The organism is Chimaeribacter californicus (assembly GCF_002858675.1).
Classification (GTDB): Bacteria; Pseudomonadota; Gammaproteobacteria; order Enterobacterales; family Enterobacteriaceae; genus Chimaeribacter; species Chimaeribacter californicus.
In genome coordinates, this window is record NZ_PJZF01000019.1 from 78,962 (window position 1) to 96,460 (window position 17,499).

Below are 17,499 nucleotides of genomic sequence, written 5' to 3' on the forward strand. Positions count from 1 at the left end.
ATCTGCGTGACTTAACCTCTTTTACGACGGTAAGCAGGGGGTGAGCGAGGCGCGCTTAACTCCTGCACCGGCATCACGGTAGTGGAAAACTCTTTCATCACACGGCGATAGACATCACGTTTAAAAGAGACGACCTGCCGAACCGGATACCAGAAGCTGACCCAGCGCCAGCCGTCAAATTCCGGCGTGCTGCTGCGCTGCATATTGATATCCGCGTCGTCGCACATGAGCTGCAAGAGAAACCATTTTTGCTTTTGGCCGATACAAACCGGCTTTGTGTCCCAACGCACCAAACGTTTTGGCAATTTATAGCGCAACCAGTTGCGGGTTGAGGCCAGAATACGCACATCTTTCCGGTTCAGCCCCACTTCTTCAAACAGTTCACGGTACATCGCCTGCTCAGCGGTTTCACCGGGGTTAATTCCCCCCTGAGGAAACTGCCAGGAGTGCTGACCGTAACGACGGGCCCAGAGTACCTGCCCCTGCCGATTACAGATTACGATACCAACATTCGGGCGGTAGCCATCATCATCGATCACCGGACTACCTCAAATAAGCGTAAATGCATATGCCTTGATTGTTTCACACTCCCAACAGGCGGTAAACCACTGCTTATCAGCCGTTCATCAGGAATAACACCGGGATAACCCACAGCTTCTTGCCAAGTTATAAACATATCCCCGGCTACACCCCCGATTTTATTCACGTTTTCTGTGGATATCTTTGTGCAGAACTTAAGGGTAACGCCATTAAGCCCCGATCAGTGGATAACTCCCCCCTGCGGCACTCTCAGCATTATCTTATGTAAAACAGCGCGATAACCCCGTATGGCGCCACAGCACAACACAGATAATGTGAGCCATATCACCTTTCGTTATTGTCGCGGTCAAAAAACGAACAAAGTTGATTTTATCCACAGATAATGCCAATTTATTGGACATAAAAAGAGTAAATTATCCAAAACCCCGCGGCGTCAAGCCTGTGGATGAAACCAGTAGTCCGTATTAAGCCGGGTTATCCCAAAAATCTGTGGATAACCTGGTGTAAGATCCTGTTTATTGTCGGCGACAAACGGTGAAAAAAAGCGGTACCGGCACGGTTATCGGCAGATTTCCAGAAAAATTTACTAACCAAATCATGCTATTATTCTGCTTTTCACCAGCCCGGCGGGCTATATCCTTCACCGGGCAATAAGTCGTTCACTTTTTAATCACTCTGACAGGTAATCATGATGGGCCTCTCTCCTCTTCCCCCTCCGCAGCACAGCGATGAATTACTGCAGCGCGCCCGGGCGCTGGCCGGGCATACGCTGGGCGAGCTGGCCACGCAGGCGGGCATCGCGATTCCGGTGGATTTAAAACGTGATAAAGGCTGGGTCGGAATGCTGCTGGAGTTCTACCTCGGGGCCACGGCCGGCAGCAAAGCGGAGCAGGATTTCCCGGCGCTGGGCGTGGAGCTGAAGACCATCCCGGTGGATGCGGCCGGCAAGCCGCTGGAGACGACCTTTGTCTGCGTCGCCCCGCTCACCGGCAACAGCGGCGTCAGTTGGGAGCGCAGCCACGTGCGCCATAAACTGTCGCGGGTGCTGTGGGTGCCGGTCGAGGGCGAACGCACGCTGCCGCTGGCGGCCCGGCGCATCGGCGCGCCGTTGCTCTGGTCGCCCAGTGCGGAAGAGGAGGATCAGCTGCGCTGTGACTGGGAAGAACTGATGGACATGATTGTGCTCGGCAAGGTCGAAAGCATCACCGCCCGTCATGGCGAAGTGCTGCAACTGCGCCCCAAAGCGGCCAACAGCAAAGCCCTGACCGAGGCGATAGGCGATCGCGGCCAGCCAATCATGACGCTGCCGCGCGGTTTCTACCTGAAAAAGAACTTTACCGCGGCGCTGCTGGCACGGCATTTCCTGGCCTGACGGCGTTTTTAGGTCAGCGTGCGGAAAATCAGACTTTTGGAGGAGATTTTGCCCGGCGTCTTATGGCAGTTTGCTACGCTTATTAGATCTTTCCCGTCTGCCGAATAGTAAGGAAATCATCATGAAAACATGGGCCATTGCTGCTTCTGCGCTGGTTGTTGCGCTCTCCCTCACCGGCTGTTCCAGCGATTACGTCATCGCCACCAAAGAGGGCAATATGATCCTGACTCAGGGTAAACCGAAAATTGATAAAGAAACCGGATTAATCAGTTATACGGATGAGCAGGGTAACCAGCGTCAGATTAATGGCGACAATGTTAACCAGGTTATTGAAAGGTAAGCATTTAGTTAATTATCGCCCGGTGGAAACATGCCTTTTCCGGCCGGGCCGCCATGCTTGCCGCACTCACCGGGCCGCGCCCTTCTCTCCCCAGCTACTTTCCCCCTCCCGGCAGCTTGGTTATAGTCAATCCGGCATTGATCATCTGTGCGAGAAGAAAAACGCGATTGTGAAGAAAAGATAACGTCCCCAGAGGCGCATTTTTTCAGCCTATATTCTTAACACTAAGGAAAACCGGCAATGCATTATCACCGCATCCCCCACAGCTCTTTGGAAGTCAGCGTTCTGGGATTGGGCACCATGACCTTCGGTGAGCAGAACAGCGAAGCCGACGCCCACCAGCAACTCGATTACGCCCTGTCCGCCGGGATCAACCTGATCGATACCGCAGAAATGTACCCGGTGCCGCCACGCCCTGAAACTCAGGGCCTGACCGAAAGCTATATCGGCAGCTGGCTGAAGGCGCGCGGCTGCCGTGAGAAAGTAGTGCTGGCGAGTAAAATCGCCGGGCCGTCACGCGGCAGCGACGCCGCCATCCGCCCTGAGCAGGCGCTGGACCGTAAAAACATCCGCAACGCGCTGGATGCCAGCCTGAAACGCCTGAATACCGATTACCTCGACCTCTACCAGCTGCACTGGCCGCAGCGCCAGACCAACTGCTTCGGCAAGCTGAACTACAGCTACACCGATGACAAACCGGCCGTGACGCTGCTGGAGACGCTGGAAGCGCTGAGTGAGCAGGTGCGCGCCGGGAAAATCCGCTACATCGGCGTCTCTAACGAGACCCCATGGGGCGTGATGCGCTACCTGCAACTGGCGGAAAAGCACGACCTGCCGCGCATCGTCTCGATCCAGAACCCCTACAGCCTGCTGAACCGCAGCTTTGAGGTGGGTCTGGCGGAGGTAAGCCACCACGAGGGCGTGGAGTTGCTGGCGTACTCCAGCCTGGCATTCGGCACGCTGAGCGGCAAATACCTGAACGGTGCCAAACCGGCCGGGGCGCGCAATACGCTGTTCAGCCGCTTTACCCGCTATAGCGGGGAACAGGCGGAGCAGGCGATTACCGAGTATGTGGCACTGGCGAAACGCCGTAACCTTGACCCGTCGCAAATGGCGCTGGCCTTTGTGCGCCAGCAGCCGTTCGTCGCCAGCACCCTGCTGGGTGCCACCACGCTGGATCAGCTGAAGCTCAACATTGACAGCCAGAACCTGGTGCTGGATGAGGAGATCATGCAGGAACTGGAAGCGATCCACCGCCGCTTTACCATTCCGGCACCGTAATCACCCTGCGCATCAGGCAAAAAAAACAGGGCGGAAATTCCGCCCTGTTTTTATGGTGATGATCGTTTCATTGCGATGATCAGCCTGTGCGCCGCGCCTGCCAGAGCCACAGTCCGCCAATCGCCAGTGCGAACAGCACACCAAAGCCAATCCCTACCGCCACCACCGGCGTCCCCAGCTTCACCACCAGCGAGTAGAGGCCGAGCATCAACAGCATCGCGCTGTTTTCCCCGAGGTTTTGCACCGCAATCGCGTTGCCCGCCCCCACGCTGAGCTTGCCGCGCTCCTGTAACAGCGCATTGAGCGGTACCACAAAGAAGCCGCCGAGCAGGCCAATCGCCACCAACAGCACGGCCGCATTCACCAGCTGATGCTGAAGCGCGAACAGCACTACGGCCACGCCCATCAGTATCCCGGCCGGCATACAGCGCCTCACGGTTTTCAGCGTCACCAGCCAGGCCGCGGCCCCGGCACCGAGCACAATGCCAATCGCCACAAAAGCGTTCAGCAGCGTCGGCAGCGTATGGGTGGTGATGCCGAGCGCCACCGGCACCCACAGCACCAGCAATAACCGCAGCGTCACGCCTGCGCCCCAGAACAGGCTGGTGCCCACCAGCGAGAAGCGTGCGCCGCTGTCCTGCCAGAGGGTACGCGCTGCCCGCGCAAAGGCGCTGATCATCCGGCCCGGGTGCCACGGCTGGCCGGGGCGCGCCGCCGGCAGGCGCGGGATAAACAGGTTCGCCACCACCGCCGCGCCATAGGCCGCCGCACAGACGCCGATGGCCGCCAGCAGGTGCCAGTCAGAGAGCCAGCCACCGGCCACCGACCCAAGCAGGATCGCGGCGATAGTCGAGGACTCCATCAGGCCGTTGGCTTTGACCAGCTGTTCGCCGCGGGTGATCTCGCCAAGGATGCCGTACTTGGCCGGTGAATAGGCCGCCGCCCCCACGCCCACCAGCCCGTAGCCGAGGAATGGGTTCAGCCCGGCCAGGATCGCCGCTGCGCCCACCAGTTTCAGCAGGTTGGCGACCATCATCACCCGCCCTTTGGCGACGCTGTCGGCAAACTGGCCGACAAAGGGTGCCAGCACAATGTAGGCGGCAACAAACGCCATCTGCAAAATCGGCTGGCTCCAGTCGGGGTAGTGCTGCTGGGTAATCAGCGCCAGCGTGGCGAACAGCAGCGCGTTATCCCCGAAGGCGGAGAGGAACTGCGCCACAATCACCGCCACCATACTGCGCGACAGCAGGCCTTCACCGGCATTGATGTGCTGCGTCATGTTGTACTCTCCGGGTTTTCGGCCATCTGGCGCAGGGCCACAAAGTCAGGTTTGCCGCTGCCAAGCAGCGGCAGGGCTTTCAGCACGCGGATGTCACGCGGCACCGCCAGCTCCGGCGTGCCGCTGTCGCGTGCGGCGTTCAGCAGTTGCTCCCGCGTCAGGTCGCGGTCGGTGGTAAACAGCACCAGCGTCTCGCCCCGGGTGCTGTCCGGGCGTGAGGCGGCGGCGTGCTGCCCCTCCGGCGACACCCGCAGCGCCAGCTGTTCGACGCTCTCAAGTGACACCATCTCCCCGGCCAGTTTGGCGAAGCGCTTCACCCGGCCGAGAATAGTGCAGAAGCCCTGCTCGTCCAGCGTGACGATGTCGCCGGTGTCATACCAGCCGGGCTCTGTTTCACCCTCGCGGTTTTCCGCCACCGGCGGCTCAAGCTGGCCGGGGTTCTCCACCCGCAAATAGCCTTTCATGATGTTCGGCCCCTTCAGTTGCAGCCGCCCGCCCTGCGCAATGCCCGTAACCGGGATCAGCCGCGCCTCCATACCGGGCAGGATGCGCCCGACGGTGCCCGCTTTCGCGGCCATCGGCACGTTAATCGCCACCACCGGCGCACATTCGGTAACGCCATACCCCTCCAGAATGCGGATGCCGAATTTCTCCTGCCAGATCTGTTTGGTGGTAGCGGAGAGTTTCTCCGCGCCCGCCACCACGTAACGCACGCGGGCGAAATCATAAGGGTGAGCGAAACGCGCATAGTTGCCGAGGAAGGTCGAGGTGCCGAACAGCACCGTACAGTTGCGGTCATACACCAGTTCCGGCACCACGCGGTAGTGCAGCGGGCTGGGGTAGAGGAACACGCGGCTGCCGGTAATCAGCGGCGTCAGCAGCCCTGCCGTGAGGCCGAAGGCGTGGAACAGCGGCAGCGCAGACATAAAGCGGTCACGAGGGGTGAAATCCGCCACGGTGCGGATCTGCTCGACGTTCGCCAGCAGGCTGGCGTGGCTGTGCACCACCCCTTTCGGGTTGCCCTCAGACCCGGAGGTAAACAGGATCACCGCAGCATCGTCCGCCGTTTGCGGCACCATCGCCCGGCGCGGGAACAGCAGATGAGTGAGGATCCAGAGCTTGTCCTCCGTGGTGACGGTGTCCTTCAGATCTTCGAGGTAGACCCAGTTGGCCTCCGTCACTTGCTCCGGCAGCGCGGTGAGCTTGCCCTTTTCGAGGAACTGGCGCGAGGTGACGATGGTGCGGATCTCCGCCGCTTTCATCGCGCTGCGGATGCCCTTCACCCCGGCGGTGTAATTGAGCAGCGCCGGCACCCGCCCGCGCAGGGTGGCACCGAGGATCGTCGCCGCCATGATGGTGGCATTAGGCAGCAGCAGCCCGACATGCTCACGCTCCTGCGTGAAACGTTGCAGGATGCGGCTCACCCCCAGCGATTTTTTCAGCAGCCCGTGGTAGCTGTCCTCCTGGAAATTGATGTCCTCAATCACCGGTTTGAAGCGGCCGTAACGGGTTTGCGCCGCCAGCAGCGCCTCAAACAGCGTCTGCGGGTCACGCGTTGCCATGCGCGCGTCCATCATGATCTCATGCAGGCGCGCCCCGGCCAGCACCCGCCGCTCACGGGCGCGCGGCGCGTCCGGCATCAGCACCTGGGTCGGCGGCAGCACGCGGATGGTCACTTTGGGGAACAGGCGGGTTTTGAAGTCGCCGCGCAACCGGCCAAACGGCGTGAACTCCGCGCCGTCAATGCGCACCGGCAGCACCGTAGCCCCGGAGCGGGCCGCGATAAAGGCAGCGCCGTCGTAAATCTTCATCAATGAGCCGGTCACGGTGATCCTCCCCTCGGGGAAGATCACGATCGGCCGCCCGGCCTGCACCTCACGCACCAGCCGCTTGATCGCCATCGGGTTGGTCGGGTCGAGCGGGACGAACTCCACGTAGGGTTTGATCAGCCGCATATACCAGCGGTCGGTGATGCGGCTGTAGACGGCGAACACCGGCTTCACCGGCAGGAACAGCGCCAGCAGCGCGCCATCCAGGAATGAGACATGGTTCGGCGCGATCAGTAACTTGTCATGCCGGAACTGCGCCGGGTCAGCCTCGACCGAGACGCGAAACAGGATTCTGAATAATCCCCTGAGCAATGCATACACAGCCCATCTCCTTATGAGGGAACCGGGGCAGCAAAACGCCGCCCTAACAGCGCACAGGATAGCCTACCCACAGGCCACTGACGACCAGGCAACGGTAAAGTTCGTTTAAGTAAGGGTACGGAAGGGGACAGGGATCGCAGGCAAAAAAAAACCTACGCATCCGCGTAGGTTGGTGCAATTGAATAGGCTCTCAACATACAGAGTATGTTGATTTCTCACCAATCAATACCTCTGGGACGTCCTACTCTAGAGATCGCCCCCTTAAGAAACCACCGTTGAATCGAAAGAGTTCTGCTCTAAATGCAACCAACTGTAAAATCCCTTCCTTTCATGTAATCAACGGATTAAAAGTGCATAACTCGCCGGTTTTATGGTTTTTTTTCCACGGCGTGCGGCACGTTTTCTACGGTACTGACCTCGACCAGGCAGCTCATTGCATTCGGCCCCTGAGTTAATGAAGAAGTACCAATATCCAGCGTCAATACATTCGGGTTACCCGCCTGTTCCACCCCGTCACGCTGCGCGCCAAAACCGGGATCAAACCACGCGCCGGTGGCCATCACCACCACGCCGGGGGCCAGGCCCTCATTCAGCCGCAGCCCGGCGAGGCAGGCCCCGCGGGCGTTATGCACCCGCACCACCGCCCCCTCACGCAAGCCCCGGGCGGCCGCGTCATCCGGGCGCATCTGGAGCGTCTCTTTCCCGGCGGTTTTATTGCCCTGCGCCAACGGGGCCTGATCAAGCTGGCTATGCAGGCGGTCGCTGGGCTGCACGGTGATCAGGTGCAGCGGCCAGCGTGCGGCGGCCTCGTCCCCCAGCCACTCCACCGGCGGCTGCCACTGCGGGTGCGGTGCCATGTCCGCGTGGCCGAACCCGGCCAGCGTCTCGCTGTACAGCTCAATCTTGCCGCTCGGCGTGCGCAGCGGGTGGCGCTGCGGGTCTTGCCGGAAGTGCTCAAAGAAGATGAACGGTGCGTCCGGCGTCGGCAGCTCAACGTGCCCCCGCTGCCAGAAGGTGTCGAAGTCCGGCCAGGCGACGCCGGTGCCCGCCTGCGCCTCGCCGCACTGTGCATAGAGATGGCGCAGCCACGCCTGCTCATCACGCCCTTCGGTGAAGGCATCGCGGTAGCCGAGCCGCTCGGCCAGCTCGCTGAAAATATCAAAATCATTGCGTGCCTGATGCAGCGGCGCAATCGCCTGATGCATGGCAAACACGTAGCGATCCCGCGAGGAGCCGCCGATGTCGTTGCGCTCCAGTGTCGAGGTCACCGGCAGCACGATGTCGGCCAGCTTCGCCGCCGGCGTCCACCAGATGTCCTGCACGATGATCGTCTCCGGCTTCTCCCAGCCCGCCAGCAGCCGGTTGAGCTGCTGGTGATGGTGGAACGGGTTGCCGCCCGCCCAGTGCACCAGTTTGATGTCCGGGTAATGGTGGGTTTCCCCCTGAAAGCTGTAAGGCGCGCCGGGGTTGAGCAGCATGTCCGCAATGCGCGCCACCGGGATCGCCAGCCCGGCCGGATTCGGCACCGCCGGCATTGACGGCCCCGGCGTGTCGTGGCGCGGGTTCCCGACGCTGTTCATCGAACCGTGACCAAAGGAGAAACCGCCGCCCGGCAACCCGATCTGCCCGAGCATTGCGCTCAGCGCAATCATCATCCAATAAGGTTGCTCGCCGCGATGGGCGCGCTGGACGGCGTAAGCACAGGTGATAAAACTGCGCACGCCGATCAGCTGTTGCGCCAGCTGGCGGATGCGCGCCGCCGGAATGCCGGTGATGGCCGCCGCCCACGCCGGGGTTTTTGCCACGCCGTCGCTGCTGCCGTTCAGGTAGGCGCGCAGTGGCGGCCAGCCGGTGCAGTGCGTCGCCATAAACGCTTCATCCACCGCGCCCAGCCGGTCGATTTCATGCCCCAGCGCCAGCATCAGCGCCACGTCGGTGTTGGGGCGGATCGGGATCCACTCCGCATTCAGGAACGCCGGGCAGTCGTCGCGGGTCGGGCTGATGTTGATCACCGGCGTACCCTGCGCAGCCAGCCGCGTCAGCCAGGGCTTCAGCGTGTGTTCACCCGCGCCGCCGGAGGCCACCTGCGCATTTTTCAGCGCCAGCCCGCCAAACGCCACCAGCACTTGCGCGTGGTCTGCCACGCTCTGCCAGTCAGTGACGCGCCCGGTCAGCGGGCTGAAGGTGCCGATCACATGCGGCAGGAAGAATTGCGCCGCACCCCAGCTGTAGTTACCGACCTGATCAACCCCGCCGCCGCCGCTGAAATAGAAGCGGCGCACCAACGAGCGCGCATGGTGCAGGCGGCCGGCTGATGACCAGCCGTAAGAGCCGGTAAACAGCCCGCCGGGGCCGTGGCGGTCACGCACCCGCTGGTTCTCTGCTGCCACCAGCGCCAGCGCTTCATCCCAGGTGACCTCGACAAACTCTTCACGGCCGCGCAGGCTGCGGTCACTGTTTTCACGGCGTTGCAGCCAGGAGCGGCGCACAGCCGGTTTGCGGATGCGGGTCTCAGAGTAGAGAGCCGGGGCGATGGCGGCGAGCATCGGTGACGGGTCATGGTCGGCGGCGAAGGGTTCGCAACCGGTCAGCACACCATCCTCGACGACGGCGGTGTAGGCGCCCCAGTGCGCCAGGTGCGGGAAGCGTTGTATCGGCATGGTTCTCTTTCACAGGCTATCAGGCAGGCCGCCAACCTATCACCAACCGCCCATCTTGCCAAATCTGCCCCGCGCCCTGCCTGGGCTTCTACACTTTACTGATGATGAATTATTCACCACCCGCTGAGGGGAAGGAGCCGTAATGGCCGATCCGTGCTGGTACCCGTTGCTCAGCCTGCCGCCCTACCCGGCTGCACGTTTTGCGCCGCTGGCTGACCGGCTGGCGCAGTTGCTGATGACGAAAAATGACGTGTTGCTGATCCAGGGCGAGGCGATGCTGGCGCTGGAGTCGGTGGCCATGAGTTTGTCGCGCCCCGGCATGCATATTCTGAATGTGGTCACCGGCCCCTATGGGCTCTATTTCAGCCAGTGGTTACGGCGTGGCGGCGCAGAAGTGCACGATGCCAAAGCGCCGTCCGGTTACCCGATCACGCTTTCGGCGTTTGATCAGGCATTGGACGCGATGCCGGCGCTGGACGCGGTAGTGCTGGCGCATGGCGAGGCGGCCAGCGGCATTGTGAATCCGCTGAGTGAGATTGCCGCGCGCGTCCATCGTCGCCATGCGCTGCTGGTGGTGGATGCGGTGGCCTCAGTCGGCGGCCATACGCTGGATGTGGACGGGCTGGGCATTGATGTCGCGGTGATCGGCCCGCAAAAGGCGCTGGGCGGCCCGGCGGGCCTTGCCGCGCTGAGCGTCAGCGCACGCGCCTGGCCGCGGCTGCTGACGCCCGCGGGCTATGCGCAATCCTGCCTGTCATTGACTGAACTGAAACACCAGTGGCTGGATCGCGGCCGCGGCGCGCTGCCGGGCACGCCCTCCGCCGGTGATTTCTGGGCGCTGGAATCTGCGCTGGACCGGGTGGAAAACGAGGGGCAGATCGCCCTGATTAACCGCCACCTCAAGGCAGCGCAGGCGACCCGCGCCGGGCTGCGGGCGCTGGGGGTGGTGCCGTGGATCTCAGACGACGCCTGCGCCTCATCGCTGGTGACCGCCGCCCCGGTGCCGGAGAAGGTGCAGGCAGAAGCCTTGCTGGCGGATGCGTTGTCGCTGGGGGCGGCCATTTCGCCCGGCGTGGGGGTGATCGCCCATCAGCTGGTGCGCCTTAACCACAGCGGTGTTCATGCCGCCTTTTCCACGGTGTTAACCAATGTCGTGGCCTACGGCGCAGCGCTGGCGCGTAACAGCTACCCGGCCGACATCGCGGCCGCGGCGGCGGTCATCACCCATCACTATCTGCCGCTGCCCGGCCCGGTGGGCGGGGAGCACGCGGAGCCCACGTTGTAACCGCTGCCATTACGTCCGGTGATTATCTTTCGAGTGAAAGCCCCCTGGTTACCGAAAAAATGGCGGTTTCTCGGTGTTGCAGCCCCAGGATGGGATCTGGCTCCCTTGCAGCATGCGCACTTTTCCGCAAAACTGAGGTGTAAGCGATTACCCCGCTGCCTGAGGATGACACCAGGCGTTATCATCAGATTGCCGCAGACGGCACCTCACTTTGTATGATGGAATCACTATGGCCACGATTAAGGATGTTGCCAGGCTGGCGGGCGTTTCCGTTGCCACGGTATCACGCGTTATCAACCACTCCCCGAAAGCCAGCGAGAACTCACGCCTCAGCGTATTGAGCGCCATGGAGCAGCTGCAATACCACCCGAATGCCAATGCCCGCGCGCTGGCCCAGCAATCCAGCGAGACGCTGGGGCTGGTGGTGGGCGATGTCTCCGACCCGTTTTTCGGCGCGATGGTGAAAGCGGTGGAACAGGTCGCCTATAACACCGGGAATTTTCTGCTGATCGGCAACGGCTACCACAATGCGGAGAAGGAGCGGCAGGCGATTGAGCAGCTGATCCGCCACCGTTGCGGCGCGCTGGTGGTGCATGCCAAAAAGCTGCCGGATGAGGAGCTGGCCGGGCTGATGGCACAGATCCCCGGCATGGTGCTGATTAACCGTATTCTGCCGGGTTTTGAGGCGCGTTGCGTGGCACTGGATGACCATTACGGCGCCTGGCTGGCGACCCGCCACCTGATTCAGGCCGGGCATCAGCGCATCGCGGTGATCTGCTCGAACCACCAGATCTCCGACGCCCACGACCGTTTACAGGGCTATCTGGACGCGCTGAAGGAGCACAACATCCCGGTAGATGACCGGCTGATCGCCTATGGTGAGCCGGACGAGATTGGCGGCGAGCGGGCGATGATCGACCTGCTCGGCCACGGCAAAACCTTTACCGCCGTGACCTGCTACAACGACCCGATGGCCGCCGGGGCGCTGTCGGTGCTGAGTGATAACAGTATCGAGGTGCCGCAGCAGATGTCATTGATCGGGTTTGATGATGTGCTGATTTCTCGTTACCTGCGCCCGCGCCTGACCACGGTGCGCTACCCGGTGGTGACGATGGCCAATCAGGCCGCCGAACTGGCGCTGGCGCTGGCCAACAACCAGCCGTTGCCGGAGACCACCCACATGTTCAGCCCGACGCTGGTGCGCCGCCATTCGGTGATGGCCCCGCCGGCCACTGCCCCGCAGCCGGTTCAGGCACAGGCCGGGGAGGACCGCTGAGGGTTTCCCCGGCAGGCTCCTGACCCGGCAGGCTTTTTACCCGGTAAGTTTTTACCCGGTAAAGTACCAGTAGCCGCGGTTAATCAGCCCGGTCAGTACCGCGAGGAAAGCCGGGTTCCGGCACGCGTCGCCCAGTTCATCCCGGCCCAGCGTGGTGTAACGGCAGAGCGCATCGGCCGCCGCCGGATCCGGGGTGTCCATCCGTTCGCTGTTGACGAAGCAGCGATCGCCCACGCGAATGACGCGCAAGCCGCTCAGGCGGATCAGGGTTTCGCCCGCCTCAAGCGCGGCGGCGACTTCGTCAATGTCATACGGCGGTTCCGCCGGGGCGATGTCCAGCTCATGGCGTGGCGTGGTGACAAACTGCCCGAGCCACTGGGTAAAGTCGTCCGGTTGGTTGATCATCGCGATCATCATCTCGCGCAGGCGCTCCACTTCATGCGTTTCCATGCAGCCCGGATGATCCCGGCGGGTTAACGCCGGGTCGCAATAATGTTCGCTGCCCAGATCGTTTTCCAGCGCGTAGTCGGCGAAGCTGCTTATCAAATCGCGGCCATTTGGCCCACGGAAGCCCACGGAGTAGTTGAGCGCGGTCTCCAGCGTCTGGCCGTCATGGGGGAAGCCGGGCGGGATGTAGAGGATGTCGCCGGGTGCGAGTTCTTCATCGATGATAGGGGTGAACGGGTCCACATGCAGCAGGGCGGGATGCGGGCAGAACTGGCGCATCGGCAGGTTTTCGCCGACCCGCCAGCGGCGGCGGCCCATGCCCTGGATGATGAAGACATCGTACTGGTCGATATGCGGCCCGACCCCGCCGCCCGGCACGGAGAAGGAGATCATCAAATCATCCAGCCGCCAGTCCGGCAGCACGCGGAACGGGGCCACCAGCGCCGCTGACGGGAGATGCCAATGGTTCACCGCCTGCGCCAGCAGCGACCAGCCGGTTTCCCCGAGGTGGTCAAACGCCTCAAACGGCCCATGCTCCGCGTGCCACTGCCCCTGTTTATAACTCACCAGCCGGCTATCAACTTCCGGCTCCATCGACAGCCCGGCCAGCTCATCCGGCGTAATCGGGTCTACAAACTCTTTAAATGCCTGCTTCAACACCACCGGCCGTTTTTGCCAGTAATTTTCTAAAAAATGGTCCCAGTCCAGCTCAAGTTGATAACCCATCACGACGCCCCCTATAAAAAATGAGCCTGATTATAGGGAGCCTCGCCCACCCGCCACCTTGTTATGGGTCAACTCTTTATGGCGTGAAATTCTGGTATTTTTCTACCCATTCCTCACATACTTTTTGGTTTGCAGAAATGGTGGAGCGTAAAAATCATTGCCGAATGGAGCCGCAGTGCCGGGCGAGCGGGCAGGACACAAAAAAACCGCCCCTATTCTTTCCTTACATACCTGATGATTTGCAGTCCGGTGGGGGCATTAAAATTATTGCCGACGAGGGCGTAGGGCCGGGTGAGCGGACATGGATGTCCGCGAAAGTCGCAGCCACGCCGGGAGCGTGTCTGCGGCGGCCCGAACAGCCCGGAGGCCGAAGGAGGGTACCCGCTGCGCGGGCAATAATTCTGCCGGGGCACCGAACGTGCGCGGGTGCAGGGCGAGCGCACTGGCGCGCCCTGCTCGGTTGAGGCAATGAGGGCCGGGTAGACAATTACACATGAACAACCGAAACATGCCACCTCACCAACAACCGAAACCTTCCACCTCACCAACAACCGAAACCTTCCCCCCAATGCCGATAGCTAAGGCTCAAGCCCCCGTCCATAAACCCAAACCCCAATATCCGGATACTCCACCCCCTCCCCCATCACCTCCCACCCATGCCGCTCGTAATACCCCCTGAACGTCGCATAGAGATAAAGCGCCTCAAACCTGGCCTGCCGCGCCACCTCCACCCCATGCGCCTGCAACAGCTGGCCGATGCCGCGGCCGCGGTACGCCTCATCCACATAGAGCGCCGCCAGCCAGGGCGTCAGATCCTGGCGGCTGAGCAGGTCACTGCGCCACAGCCCCACGGTGCCCACCAGCCGGTCGCCGTCACGAGCGATAAAAGTCACCGGCAGCCCGCTCTTTTTCAGGCTGCTGACCACGATGCTGTCGAAGAAGGCGCGGCTCTGCGCATTGCCGAACGCCTGCCAGAGCCAGTCGGTGACCTGGGGATGATGCTCAGGGAAATCGGCCAGATAACTGATGGTGATCGGGTTCACACCAGTTTCCCCTGGAAAATCGGCACTGATTCAAACAGGTAGCCGTCAAACTCCGGCGCATCGACGTCCGACAGCTCCATCAGGGTGCTTTTGACATTCTCCATGTGCTGCCACATCGCCTGGTAGGAGCCCATCACATCGCGGCGGCGCAGGGCGGCCAGGATGTTCTGGTGGTCTGCCAGCCACTTCAGCCGGTAGCCGCGGGTGGCGATATGGCTGTGGAGCTGTTGCCAGAGCGGGCTGTTGTCACGCCGCTGCCAGATGCTTTTCACCGTCTCCAGCAGCATCTGGTTTTGCGTCGCCCCGGCAATCAGCAGGTGGAACAGTTTGTCGTTGTCGCCGCTGGTGTCGTTGGCGACAATCGCCCGCTGCTCCTGCTCCAGCGTGCGGCGCAGGTTTTCAATATCGGCTTTAGTGGCCATGGTGGCAGCAAAGGCGGCGATGTTGCTCTCCAGCAGTTGCCGCGCCTGCAGCACCTCAAACGGGCCGATCTCATTGAGCAGGGCGTCATCCTGCTCGTCGTCCGACGGAATGCGGATCACATACACGCCGGAGCCCTGGCGGATGTCCACCGTGCCTTCCAGCTCCAGCATCAGCAGCGCCTCACGCACAATGGTGCGGCTGACGCCGTAATTCTCCGCCATGTTGCGTTCCGGCGGCAGCCGTGACCCGACGGGATAGTGGCCCTGTTGGATCTGCGCACGCAGATCCTGGCCAATTTCCTGATACTGTTTCTTTTCCTGCGGAATTACGCCTTTTTCCACGGTTTCACCCTGAAGCACTCTTGCCAATGATTGACCTGCCGCCCCACCTGCCGGAAGGGCGGACGGGGATCGAGGCGGCTAGTCTATCAAACCCAGCGCCTGATCGAGCACTTTTGCCCCGTTCAGGGTGCCGTAGGCGATGGAGTCGATCACGCCGATCGGGATCTGGTGTTCGTCAGTGATCTTTTTGTTGGCCGCCAGCTTGAAGCGCACCTGCGGCCCCAGCAGCACCGCCACCACGTCGTTGCCGTAATTTTGCAGCTCGTCGCGCAGGTTCTGCTCCGGGATGGCATAAATGCGGAACGCCAGCCCGCGCGCCTCGGCCTCTTTCTCCATTTTGGTCACCACCAGCGAGGTGGACATGCCTGCCGAGCAGGCGAGTACGATACGTTTCAGGTTGGCTTCACTCATTTTTCATCATCATCCAGGGTCAGTGTCAGGGTGCGGGATTCGCTCAGGGCGGCGAACCAGTGGGAAGATTTTTTGCGGCGGCGCGCGCGCTGGTTGTCGAGGTCAATCTCAATCAGCCCGTAGCGGTTTTTGAAGGCGTTCATCGGCGAGACGTTATCGGTAAACGCCCACAGCATGTAGCCCCGGCAGTTCGCCCCCTCTTCGCACGCTTTCAGCGTCCAGTAGAGGTGCTCGCCAATAAAGCGGATGCGGTAGTCGTCCTGGATTTCGCCGTCCGCGCCGCGGTGCTGCGCCTCGTTTTCAACGCCCATGCCGTTCTCCGCGATAAACCACGGGATGTTGCGGTAATCCTGCTTCAGGCGCTGCGCCATGTCGTAGATGATTTTCGGGTAGATCTCCCAGCCGCGCGACGGGTTCATCCGGCGGCCCGGCAGCTCGAAATGCTCGTAATAACAGGCTGGGTGGAACGGCGTTTCCGGGTGCCACGCCCGGCTGGGCGCTTTCACCCGGTGCGGGTAATAGAGGTTGATGCCGACCTCATCCACGGTGTTGTCGCGGATGGTCGCCAGCTCTGCCGCGTCATGCTCAAACATCACCTCATGGCGGCGCAGCAGCGCCAGCAGCTCTGCCGGGTAGTCGCCGAGGATCAGCGGGTCGAGGAAGACCCGGTTATAGAACAGATCGTACAGCTCCGCCGCGCGCCGATCGTGCGCTGCCTGCGATCGCGGGTAAGTCACTTCCGGGTTGAGGATCACGCCGATCGTCCCGGCCTGCCCACGGCGGCGGAACAGCTCCACCACTTTCGCCGTCGCCAGCACCTTGTGGTGGTTCCACTGCATCCATTTAGCGGTGTTCTGCTCATACGGCCAGCGCAGCGCATCGAGGTAGACGCGGGTCTGCACCACCACCGGCTCATTAAAGGTAAACCAGCGCGTGACGCGGTGGCCGAAGCGCTCAAACGCCTTTTCGGCGTAGCGCACGAACAGCTCGACCACGTGTTTGCTGCTCCAGCCGTCATACTTTTCCAGCAGCGCGGCGGGCAGCTCGTAGTGTTCGAGGCAGAGCATCGGCACAATCCCGGCGGCTTCCATCTCGTCCAGCCAGCGGTCGAGATAGGCCGCGTACTCCTCGTCCACCGTCGCGGTTTCATAGTCCGTGAGAAAGCGCGACCAGTTGATCGAGGTGCGGTAGTGGCTGAGGCCGCTGGCTTTCATCAGCGCCACGTCTTCCGGGTAGCGGTTGATGAAGTCCGTGGCGACCGCCGGGCCGTAGCCGTTATGCCAGACGTGGCGGTCGTTCTTGTACCAGGCATCGAGGTAGGAGTCCTGCCCCGGCTTTTTGCCGCTCCAGCCCTCGGTCTGCCAGGCGGAGGCCGCCGCGCCGAGGATGAATCCTTCAGGAAGTGCCAGTGAAACCTTGCTCATGCTTACCTCACGGGTTGGGTGCCAAGTTCATTACCGGTTTCGGCCGCCAGCTGGGCGGCATCCGCCCGGCGCGAGGCCACTTTGACAAACGGCAGGTAGATCATTACCGACACGCCGATGCAGACCAGCTGCGTGACCACCGCCCCCATCGAGCCGGCGGTGGAGAGCCAGGCGTTGATGACCGGCGGCGTGGTCCAGGGCACCATCACCACGGCGCGCCCGGCAAAACCGAGGCTGGTGGCGAAGTAGCCGATGGTGCCGGTGACCAGCGGGGTGATGATGAACGGGATCGCCAGGATCGGGTTAAGCATAATCGGCATGCCGAAGATCACCGGTTCGTTGATGTTGAAGAAGCTCGGCCCCAGCGACAGCTTGCCGATCTCTTTCATCTCTTTGCGGCGGGAGGCGAGGATCACCGCCAGTAGCAGGCCGATGGGGCAGCCGGAGCCGCCGATGCTCATGTAGACGTCCCAGAACGGCATGGTGATGATGTTCGGGATC

The 17,499-nt window shown here is 61.8% G+C and carries 15 protein-coding genes; 5 read left to right on the top strand and 10 right to left on the bottom strand.

Annotation, left to right across the window (positions count from 1 at the left end; genetic code table 11):
- Positions 1-11: 11 nt before the first annotated feature.
- Positions 12-539: an RNA pyrophosphohydrolase gene (gene rppH, locus CYR55_RS18250; RefSeq protein ID WP_101817789.1), complete on the bottom strand. Its 528-nt coding sequence runs from the start codon at positions 537-539 to the stop codon at positions 12-14.
- 689 nt (positions 540-1,228) lie between these two features.
- Between rppH and mutH the strand changes: the two genes are divergently transcribed.
- The 3 genes from mutH (at position 1,229) to CYR55_RS18270 (ending at position 3,533) form a co-directional block, all read left to right on the top strand.
- Positions 1,229-1,912: a DNA mismatch repair endonuclease MutH gene (gene mutH / locus CYR55_RS18260; protein ID WP_101817791.1), complete on the top strand. Its 684-nt coding sequence runs from the start codon at positions 1,229-1,231 to the stop codon at positions 1,910-1,912.
- 121 nt (positions 1,913-2,033) lie between these two features.
- Complete coding sequence (locus CYR55_RS18265) at positions 2,034-2,252, top strand: YgdI/YgdR family lipoprotein (protein ID WP_101817792.1); 219 nt, start codon at positions 2,034-2,036, stop codon at positions 2,250-2,252.
- Positions 2,253-2,492: 240 nt separating this feature from the next.
- Positions 2,493-3,533 (top strand): NADP(H)-dependent aldo-keto reductase, encoded by a 1,041-nt coding sequence (locus CYR55_RS18270; protein WP_101817793.1) that lies wholly within the window; start codon positions 2,493-2,495, stop codon positions 3,531-3,533.
- 79 nt (positions 3,534-3,612) lie between these two features.
- On the opposite strand, the gene lplT is transcribed toward CYR55_RS18270, so the two are convergent.
- The 3 genes from lplT to CYR55_RS18285 all read right to left on the bottom strand — a co-directional run bounded on the left by lplT (position 3,613) and on the right by CYR55_RS18285 (position 9,622).
- Complete coding sequence (lplT, locus tag CYR55_RS18275) at positions 3,613-4,812, bottom strand: lysophospholipid transporter LplT (protein ID WP_101817794.1); 1,200 nt, start codon at positions 4,810-4,812, stop codon at positions 3,613-3,615.
- Positions 4,809-6,962: a bifunctional acyl-ACP--phospholipid O-acyltransferase/long-chain-fatty-acid--ACP ligase gene (gene aas / locus CYR55_RS18280; RefSeq protein ID WP_101817795.1), complete on the bottom strand. Its 2,154-nt coding sequence runs from the start codon at positions 6,960-6,962 to the stop codon at positions 4,809-4,811. Before aas ends, lplT begins: the two co-directional genes overlap by 4 nt.
- Positions 6,963-7,330: 368 nt before the next feature.
- A complete protein-coding gene (locus CYR55_RS18285) occupies positions 7,331-9,622 on the bottom strand; it encodes a molybdopterin guanine dinucleotide-containing S/N-oxide reductase (RefSeq protein ID WP_101817796.1) in 2,292 nt (763 codons plus the stop codon).
- Positions 9,623-9,764: 142 nt separating this feature from the next.
- Between CYR55_RS18285 and CYR55_RS18290 the strand changes: the two genes are divergently transcribed.
- Together CYR55_RS18290 and galR are read left to right on the top strand one after the other, a co-directional pair.
- Positions 9,765-10,907, top strand: coding sequence for a pyridoxal-phosphate-dependent aminotransferase family protein (locus CYR55_RS18290; RefSeq protein WP_101817797.1), 1,143 nt, complete (start codon positions 9,765-9,767; stop codon positions 10,905-10,907).
- Positions 10,908-11,136: 229 nt separating this feature from the next.
- Positions 11,137-12,183 (top strand): HTH-type transcriptional regulator GalR, encoded by a 1,047-nt coding sequence (gene galR, locus CYR55_RS18295; protein ID WP_101817798.1) that lies wholly within the window; start codon positions 11,137-11,139, stop codon positions 12,181-12,183.
- Positions 12,184-12,234: 51 nt separating this feature from the next.
- Here galR and CYR55_RS18300 read toward each other — a convergent pair whose 3' ends face one another.
- From CYR55_RS18300 to CYR55_RS18325, 6 genes are all read right to left on the bottom strand, one after another.
- Positions 12,235-13,356 (bottom strand): ribosomal protein uL16 3-hydroxylase, encoded by a 1,122-nt coding sequence (locus CYR55_RS18300; RefSeq protein WP_101817799.1) that lies wholly within the window; start codon positions 13,354-13,356, stop codon positions 12,235-12,237.
- A gap of 578 nt (positions 13,357-13,934) precedes the next feature.
- Positions 13,935-14,399 carry a GNAT family N-acetyltransferase gene (locus CYR55_RS18305; RefSeq protein WP_165699623.1) on the bottom strand — a complete coding sequence of 155 codons (465 nt, stop codon included), beginning with the start codon at positions 14,397-14,399 and terminating at the stop codon, positions 13,935-13,937.
- Entirely contained in the window at positions 14,396-15,163 is a 768-nt protein-coding gene (locus CYR55_RS18310; protein ID WP_101817806.1) for an FCD domain-containing protein, read from the bottom strand. Before CYR55_RS18310 ends, CYR55_RS18305 begins: the two co-directional genes overlap by 4 nt.
- 78 nt (positions 15,164-15,241) lie before the next feature.
- Positions 15,242-15,559 carry a PTS sugar transporter subunit IIB gene (locus tag CYR55_RS18315; RefSeq protein ID WP_101817807.1) on the bottom strand — a complete coding sequence of 106 codons (318 nt, stop codon included), beginning with the start codon at positions 15,557-15,559 and terminating at the stop codon, positions 15,242-15,244.
- A gap of 11 nt (positions 15,560-15,570) precedes the next feature.
- Complete coding sequence (locus CYR55_RS18320; RefSeq protein WP_101817801.1) at positions 15,571-16,998, bottom strand: glycoside hydrolase family 1 protein; 1,428 nt, start codon at positions 16,996-16,998, stop codon at positions 15,571-15,573.
- A 2-nt stretch (positions 16,999-17,000) separates the two neighbouring features.
- Positions 17,001-17,499, bottom strand: a 499-nt coding sequence (locus CYR55_RS18325) for a PTS transporter subunit EIIC (protein WP_146001002.1), incomplete at its 5' end; no start/stop codon positions are given.